This window comes from Kitasatospora sp. NPDC059646, assembly GCF_042734615.1.
Taxonomy (GTDB): Bacteria; Actinomycetota; Actinomycetes; order Streptomycetales; family Streptomycetaceae; genus Kitasatospora.
Genome location: NZ_JBHWDS010000017.1, coordinates 97,112 through 104,417, shown reverse-complemented (window position 1 = coordinate 104,417; position 7,306 = coordinate 97,112). Strand labels below are relative to the sequence as shown.

Annotated in this window: 5 protein-coding genes; 3 read left to right on the top strand and 2 right to left on the bottom strand. The window is 75.6% G+C overall.

What is annotated here, in order from left to right; all coding sequences use genetic code 11:
• Nucleotides 1–625: 625 nt before the first annotated feature.
• Entirely contained in the window at nt 626–2,155 is a 1,530-nt protein-coding gene (locus ACFV1L_RS14965; protein WP_380365934.1) for an MFS transporter, read from the bottom strand.
• A gap of 185 nt (nt 2,156–2,340) precedes the next feature.
• Here ACFV1L_RS14965 and ACFV1L_RS14960 point away from each other — a divergent pair, with 185 nt between their 5' ends.
• The 3 genes from ACFV1L_RS14960 to ACFV1L_RS14950 all read left to right on the top strand — a co-directional run bounded on the left by ACFV1L_RS14960 (nt 2,341) and on the right by ACFV1L_RS14950 (nt 5,029).
• Nucleotides 2,341–2,838 carry a MarR family winged helix-turn-helix transcriptional regulator gene (locus ACFV1L_RS14960; RefSeq protein ID WP_380365933.1) on the top strand — a complete coding sequence of 166 codons (498 nt, stop codon included), beginning with the start codon at nt 2,341–2,343 and terminating at the stop codon, nt 2,836–2,838.
• A 95-nt stretch (nt 2,839–2,933) separates the two neighbouring features.
• A complete protein-coding gene (locus ACFV1L_RS14955) occupies nt 2,934–4,517 on the top strand; it encodes an AlkA N-terminal domain-containing protein (protein WP_380365931.1) in 1,584 nt (527 codons plus the stop codon).
• Complete coding sequence (locus ACFV1L_RS14950) at nt 4,514–5,029, top strand: methylated-DNA--[protein]-cysteine S-methyltransferase (RefSeq protein WP_380365930.1); 516 nt, start codon at nt 4,514–4,516, stop codon at nt 5,027–5,029. The genes ACFV1L_RS14955 and ACFV1L_RS14950 overlap by 4 nt, the downstream gene beginning before the upstream one ends.
• Nucleotides 5,030–5,036: 7 nt before the next feature.
• Here the strand turns inward: ACFV1L_RS14950 and ACFV1L_RS14945 are convergent, their stop codons facing one another.
• A complete protein-coding gene (locus ACFV1L_RS14945) occupies nt 5,037–6,983 on the bottom strand; it encodes an ATP-binding protein (RefSeq protein WP_380365929.1) in 1,947 nt (648 codons plus the stop codon).
• Between the last annotated feature and the right edge of the window lie 323 nt (nt 6,984–7,306).

Below are 7,306 nucleotides of genomic sequence, written 5' to 3'. Positions count from 1 at the left end.
TGACCACGCACCGGCGAAGACGGCCGACCAACGCGCCAGCCACACAACAACGGACACCCGACACACGACCGCACACCCCGCCAGGCCGCGAGCAGCGCCCGCTCGGCGACGACACACCAACATCCCCCCCTGAGCCGACCACCGAGCGAACCACCGCACGAGATCCGGTCCTTGACGACGCACCGGTGAAGACCACCGGCAACCACCCGCCGACGAAGGCGACCGGCAGACGCCCCGCTCGCACCGAACGAACGGCACGCCGCCGCGCGGGCCGCCCGTCGGCAGCGCGGCATCGTGACAGCGAGCGAACACACCCACGGAATCCAGCCGTTGACCACGCACCGGCGAAGACGGCCGACCAACGCGCCAGCCACACAACAACGGACACCCGACACACGACCGCACACCCCGCCAGGCCGCGAGCAGCACCCGCTCGGCGACAACGCACCAACACCCCCGCGGACGACCACCGGACAGGGTCCGGTCATCGGCGGCACAGCGGCGAAACCACCTGGCCTCCGCCACTGCCGCGTCACCCCCGAACGTCCCGTCGCCTCTCGTCTCCCGGACGCCACGCCCGACGTCCGCCGACACCGCAGCAGCGCACGGCCTGCCGGGCGAACGGTCAGCGCGCGGAGAGGCAGGCTGCCAGCAGGGCGGTCGCGGTGAGGAGCAGCAGGACCACCCGGCCGCCGAGCGCCGCGCCGGCCAGGTGGACGGCCAGCACCGGGAGGGCGGTGCCGAGCGCGGTGCCGAGGCTGCGCACCATGTTGACCAGGCCGCCGCCGACGGCCGAGCTCCGGGCGGGTATCGCGCGCATCACCAGCGCGTTGTTGGCGGGCAGCAGCAGCCCGAGCCCGTAGCCGGCCACCAGGAGCGGTCCGGCCGCCGCGCCGGGGCCGGACGCGGGGAGCACGGCGAGCAGCAGCAGTCCGGCCGCGGCGGCCGTCGCGCCGACGCGGCACCGCACCGCGTCGCTCCAGCCGCGCGGCAGCAGCCCGCCGCCGACCGTGGCGGCCAGGGCGAAGGCCGCGGGCAGGGCGGTGATCGCCAGGCCGGCGGTCGCGGCGGGAACGCCGCGGTCGGCGAGGACCACCGGTTCCAGCACCAGCGGGCAGAACAGCAGGAGGTAGCCGATCAGCGCGACCACCAGTCCGGCCCGGATGCCGGGGGTGTTCACCAGGCCGGGCGGAACGATCGGCCGGTCGGCGCGCCGTTCCTGCCGGACCAGGGCGGCGGCCGTCACGGCAGCGAGCAGGGCCAGCGCGGCCACCGCCCAACCGGGCAGCGGCAGTCCGGACGCGGCGGACAGCGCCAGCAGCAGTGCCGTGGACGAGCCGGCCAGCAGCAGCAGTCCGGCCAGGTCGAACCGTCCAGCGTCGGACCGGCCCTGCATGCGGCAGCCGTCGCCGGCCAGGTCGAACCGTCCACCGTCGGACCCACCCGGCGCGTGCCGGCCGTCGCCGGCCAGGTCGGACCGGCCCGGCATGCGCCGGCCGTCGGGGAAGGTGCGCGGCAGCAGGAACCAGCCGGCCAGGATGCCGAGCACGCCGATCGGGACGTTGACCCAGAACGCCCAGCGCCAGGAGGCGTGGGCGACCAGCAGACCGCCGAGGGTGGGTCCGAGGGCCAGCCCGAGGGCCTGGGCGGCCGCCTGGATGCCGAGCGCGGTGCGCATCGCCCGTTCCGGCACGCCGCGGGCGACCAGGGCCACGCTGTTGGCCTGCATCATCGCGCCGCCGACCGCCTGCACGGCCCGGCAGGCCACCAGCACGGTCAGGCTGCCGGCGAGTCCGGCGCCCAGCGAGGCCGCGGCGAAGACCGCGAAACCGCCGAGGTACACGGTCTTGCGGCCGACCAGGTCGGAGAGCCGCCCGACCGGGGCGAGCAGCGCGACCAGTACCAGAAGGTAGGACAGCGACACCCACTCGACGGCGGCGAAGCCCGCGTCGAACCGTCGTTCCAGCGCGGGGAACACCAGCGAGGTGACGCTCGCCGTCAACTGGCCGAGGAACGCGCCCAGGCAGACGGTGCCGACGGCCAGCCAGTGCGCGTGCGGCCAGCGGGCGACGGCACGCGGACGCGGACGCTCGGCGCGCCGCAGGGCGTCCTGCACGGTGTCGGCCAGCCTGGTGGCGGCAACGGGTCGGGCCATGGAGCAAATATATCTGCCGCAGATATAATCGTACAAGGAGTGTCTCCGATGCCGAGACATCCGTTCGCCGCCGACCGCCGCCGACCGCCCTTCGGAGGGCCCGCAGGCCGTCCGCGCTGGTCAACGGGTGGACAACAGGCGGACAACAGGCGGCGTCGACAGTGGCTGGCGATACGCTGTCCGCCATGTCCTCGCAGCACCGGCCCGCGCCCGGCCCCGACGCACCGGACACCGACGCACTCGCCGGGGCCCAGCAGCTCACCGACGTGATCACCCGGCTGCGCCGCGCCCTGCGCAGCTCCATCCGCTCGGAGTTCCCCTGGGAGGCGCTGCCGATGGCCCAGGTCGAGCTGCTCCAGACCCTCGCCGTCGCCCCGATGCGGGTCGGCGAACTCGCGGCCCGGCAACGCCTCGCACCGAACACCGTCAGCGGCCTGATCTCCAAGCTGCTGGACGCCGGGCTGGTCGACCGCCAGCCCGACCCCGGCGACCGCCGCACCGCCCGGATCGCCCTCACCGAGGCCGGCCACCAGCAGCTCCGCGACTGGCAGAGCGCCCACGAACGCCGCCTGGCCGGCGCCCTGGAGAGCCTCACCCCCGCCGACCGCGCCGCCGTCATGCACGCCCTCCCCGGCCTCGACCGCCTCGCCCGCTCCCTCGCGGGCACCGACCCGGCACGCTGACGCCGCCTCGCCCGCCCCGCGCGGGCACCGACCCGGCACGCTGACGCCGCCCTTCCCGCAGGTCCTCCCGACGCGCCCCGGGGCCGCCCACGGCGATGTCCGATTCCCGCCAGTCGGGGGTCCGGCGATGGCGCAGACTGGAGGGCGTGATCGACGACGAGACCAGGTACCGAGCCGTGCACAGCCGGGACGCCCGCTTCGACGGGGTGTTCTTCACGGCCGTCCGCACCACCGGCATCTACTGCCGTCCGAGCTGCCCCGCCACCACCCCGAAGCGCACCAACTGCACCTTCTACCCGACCGCGGCCGCCGCCCAGGGCGCCGGCTACCGGGCCTGCCGCCGCTGCCGGCCCGACTCGGTGCCGGGCTCCCCCGAGTGGAACCACCGGGCCGACCTGGTCGGCCGGGCGGTCCGGCTGATCGGCGACGGCGTGGTCGACCGCGAAGGCGTCGCCGGCCTCGCCGACCGGCTCGGCTACAGCGCCCGCCAGCTCCAGCGCCAGCTGACCGCCGAACTCGGCGCCGGCCCGCTCGCGCTGGCCCGCGCGCAGCGCGCCCAGACCGCCCGGCTGCTCCTGCAGACCACCGAACTCCCGGTCACCGACGTGGCGTTCGCGGCGGGTTTCGCCTCGGTTCGGCAGTTCAACGACACCATCCGCGAGGTCTACGACCGCACCCCGAGCACGCTGCGCACCGAGCACGGCGGCCACCGCCGCACGCCCGCCGCGGCCGGCCGGCTCGGGCTGCGGCTCGCCTACCGGGGCGCCATCGACACCGAGCACCTGCTGGACTTCCTCGCGCTGCGGGCCGTCCCCGGCGTCGAGGAGGTCGTGCCCGGTCACCGGCCCGGCACCCGCACCTACCGGCGGACCCTGGCCCTGCCGTTCGGGCACGGCGTCGCCGAGGTCGACGGCCTCGCCCCGGGCGACCGTCCGACCCGCGGCTGGCTGGACTGCCGGCTGACCCTCACCGACCTGCGCGACCTCACCACGGCCGTGCACCGGCTGCGCGCCCTGTTCGACCTGGACGCGGACCCGGACGCCGTCGACGACCGGCTGGCCGCCGATCCGCTGCTCGCCCCGCGCGCCGCGGCCCGGCCCGGCCTGCGCTCCCCCGGGCACGTCGACCCGCACGAGCTCGCCGTCCGCGCCGTCCTCGGCCAGCAGGTGTCGGTGGCCGCCGCCCGGACCCTGGCCGGCCGGCTCGCCGAGCGGTACGGCACTCCGCTGCCCGCCGCCGACGGCGGCCTGCGGCTGCTGTTCCCGACCGCCGCCGCCCTCGCGGCCGCCGACCCCGAGCACCTGGCGATGCCGCAGTCCCGCCGCCGGGCGCTGCTCGGCCTGTGCGGCGCCCTCGCCGAGGGCGCGGTCCGCCTCGACCCGGGCGTGGACCGCGAGCAGGCCGCCGCCGCGCTGCTCGCCCTCCCGGGCATCGGCCCGTGGACGGTCGGCTACCTGCGGATGCGCGCCCTCGCCGACCCGGACGTCTTCCTCCCCACCGACATCGGCGTCCGCGACGGCCTGCGCGCCCTCGGTGAGAGCGGTGACCCGCGCTCCGCCGCCGACCGCTCCGCAGCGTGGGCGCCCTGGCGCTCCTACGCCCTGCACCACCTGTGGTCCGCCGCTGCGGACCACCACACCGCCCTCCGCACCCGCGACACCCGCAAGGAACCGGCATGACCACCGTCTTCACCACCATGGCCAGCCCGCTCGGCACCCTGCTGCTCAGCGGGACCGTCGACGACGAGCACGGCTTCGCGCTGACCGCCGTCACCGCGCCCCGTCAGAAGTACGCGCTCGCCGAGCCCGCCGCCGACTGGCAGCCCGACCCGGACGCGCTCGCGCCCGCCGTCGAACAGCTCGCCGAGTACTTCGCCGGCGAGCGCACCGCCTTCGAGCTGCCGCTCGCCCCGGTCGGCACCGAGTTCCGCCGCCGGATCTGGGAGAGCCTCGACGACATCCCGTACGGCACCACCCTGACCTACGGCCAACTCGCCGACGCCGCGGGCCAGTCCCCGCGCGCGGTCCGCGCCGTCGGCGGCGCCGTCGGGGCCAACCCCCTGCTGATCATCCGCCCCTGCCACCGCGTCATGGGCGCCAACGGCAGCCTCACCGGCTTCGCCGCCGGCATCGACGCCAAGCGCTGGCTCCTCGCCCACGAGAGCGGCAGCTCCGCTGGACTGCTGTTCTGACGGACCGTCACTCCGGGGGAAGCTCCTCCAGCCGCCGGGCCAGTCGGGCGGTGTCGGGGGCGGCGACGCTGCGGTACAGCTCGTACGAGGCGGTGAACCGCTCCCGGGCCAGCGCCAAGTCCTGCTGGGCCAGAGCCAGTTCGCCCAGCCACTCGACGCTGCGGGCCTGCCAGTGCGGCGCGCCCACCGCGACGAACCCGGCCCGGGCGGTCTCCAGGTCCGCCAGGGCCTGCCCGTACCGCCCGGCCATCAGGTACGCCCGGCCCCGGATCGCCTGCGCCCGGCACACCTCGTACTGGTCGCCGACGGCCCGGAAGTCCTCGATGGCCGTGGACAGTTGCCCCACCGCCTCGGCCTCGTCCGCCGCATCCGTCGCGACCTCGCCCAGGCCGACGCGGAGCAGGCCGACGCCCCGCCGGTAGTCGATCGCCTCCCACAGCAGCAGTGCCTGCTCGAACCGGGCGCGCGCGGCATCGAGCTCACCGAGGTCGCGGTGCGCGTGCCCGAGCCCGTTCAGGGCCTGCCCTTCGCCCCTTCGGTCGCCGAGTTCCTCGGCCACCACGAGCGCCTGTGCGAACCAGTCGGCGGACTCCTGGATCTTGCCGGCGTTGCGCCGCCCCTGCCCGAGGGCGGTCAGCATCCGCTGCTCGACGATCCGGTCCCCGACCTCGCGGGCGGCGGCCAGTCCGAGGGTGTTGGCCTCCAGTTGCATCGCATGCGGCCGCAGGCGGACGAACATCGGCTGCATCGCGTCCGCCAACTGCCAGGTCAGCGCGTACCGGCGGTTCCGGGCCGCGTCCCTGAGCACGGCGACGAGCTGGTCGCGTTCCCGGTCGAACCAGCCGAGCGCCTCCTTCTCCTCCACGAACTCCGGAACGTGCAGCGGGCGTTGAAGATAGTCCCGGGCCATCCGGCGATGGCTGGGCATGATCAGCGCCTCGGCTGCGGTGGTCGCGGCCAGGTAGTGCTCGCCGACCCGGCGCACGGCGGCCTCGCACCGCTCGGGCGGATCATCGGCCTGCCCGCGCTCCCTTGCGTGCAGCCGGACCAAGTCGTGGAACCGGTAGCGGCCGTCGCCCCGCTCCTCCAGCAGGTGCGTCCCGGCGAGCAGGTCGAGCACGGCATCGGCGTCGGCCAGGGAGAGCTCTGCGGCGGCACCGGCCGACTCCGGGGTGAACTCCGTCAGCGGGAGCTGTCCGAGCAGCCGGTACAGCGCGCCCGCCGCCGGGTCCAGCACCCGGTACGAGGCGTCCAGCGCGGCGCGCACCGCGGTCTCCCCGTTCAACCGCAACGCCGCCAACCGGTCGGCTTCCCGGTGCAGCGCCTCCGCGGTTGCCGCGAGCGGCTGGCGCGGGCGCGACGCCATCCGCGCGGCGGCCACGCAGATCGCCAGCGGCAGTCCCGCGCAGCGGCTCACCACCTGTTCCGCGGCGGGCAGTTCGGCGGCGACCCGGTCCGCTCCGATCCGCTGGATCAACAGCTCGACGGCCACCTCCCGGTCGATCAGGCCGACCGGGAAGACTCCGGCGCCGTCCATGGACAACCCGTCCAGCCGGGTGCGGCTGGTCACCACCGTGACGGAGCCCTCGGCCCCGGGCAGCAGCGCGCGGACCTGGGCGGCGGTGGCGGCACTGTCCAGCAGGATGCCGATCCGTCGGCTCGCCGTGGCGGAGCGCCAGAGCGCGGCCGCCTCGTGCAGTTCGGCCGGCACCTGGGCGAGGCCCAGGGCCCGCAGGAACGCGCCCAGCACATCGACCGGATCGGTCGGGCCACCGGGGGAATGACTGCGCAGATCGGCATAGAACAACCCGTCCGGGAACTCGTCCGCCCGGCGGCGCAGCCAGCTGCCTGCCAGCGCGCTCTTCCCGACCCCGGCCGGCCCGGTCAGCAGCAGGCAGCGTCCGCCCGGCGGCGGGGGCGCATTCAACTCCCGGTCGAGCGCGTCCAGTTCCACTGAGCGCCCGAGGAGTCGCACAGGGGCGGGCGGAAGCTGTTGCGGCACTGGAAGCAGCGCCGGGGCGTGCGAATGAATGTGCACGCCCCCATGGACATCGCCCGCCTGAAACGCGACGCCCTCGATCCGGGCCTGGCCGGCGACGGAATTGCGGTGGCCTTCCACGTGCTGGTTCCTCCACTGGGTCGATCGATACGGCCGCGCCCGGAGTGGTACGGCCACGCCTCGCGCCCCGCCTCGGGAGCCGGACGGCCACCGAACCGCCGAGGGACGCCCCCGCCGGGCACCACTTCCCCCGCTTCGCCGACTCGTCCGCCTTCTAG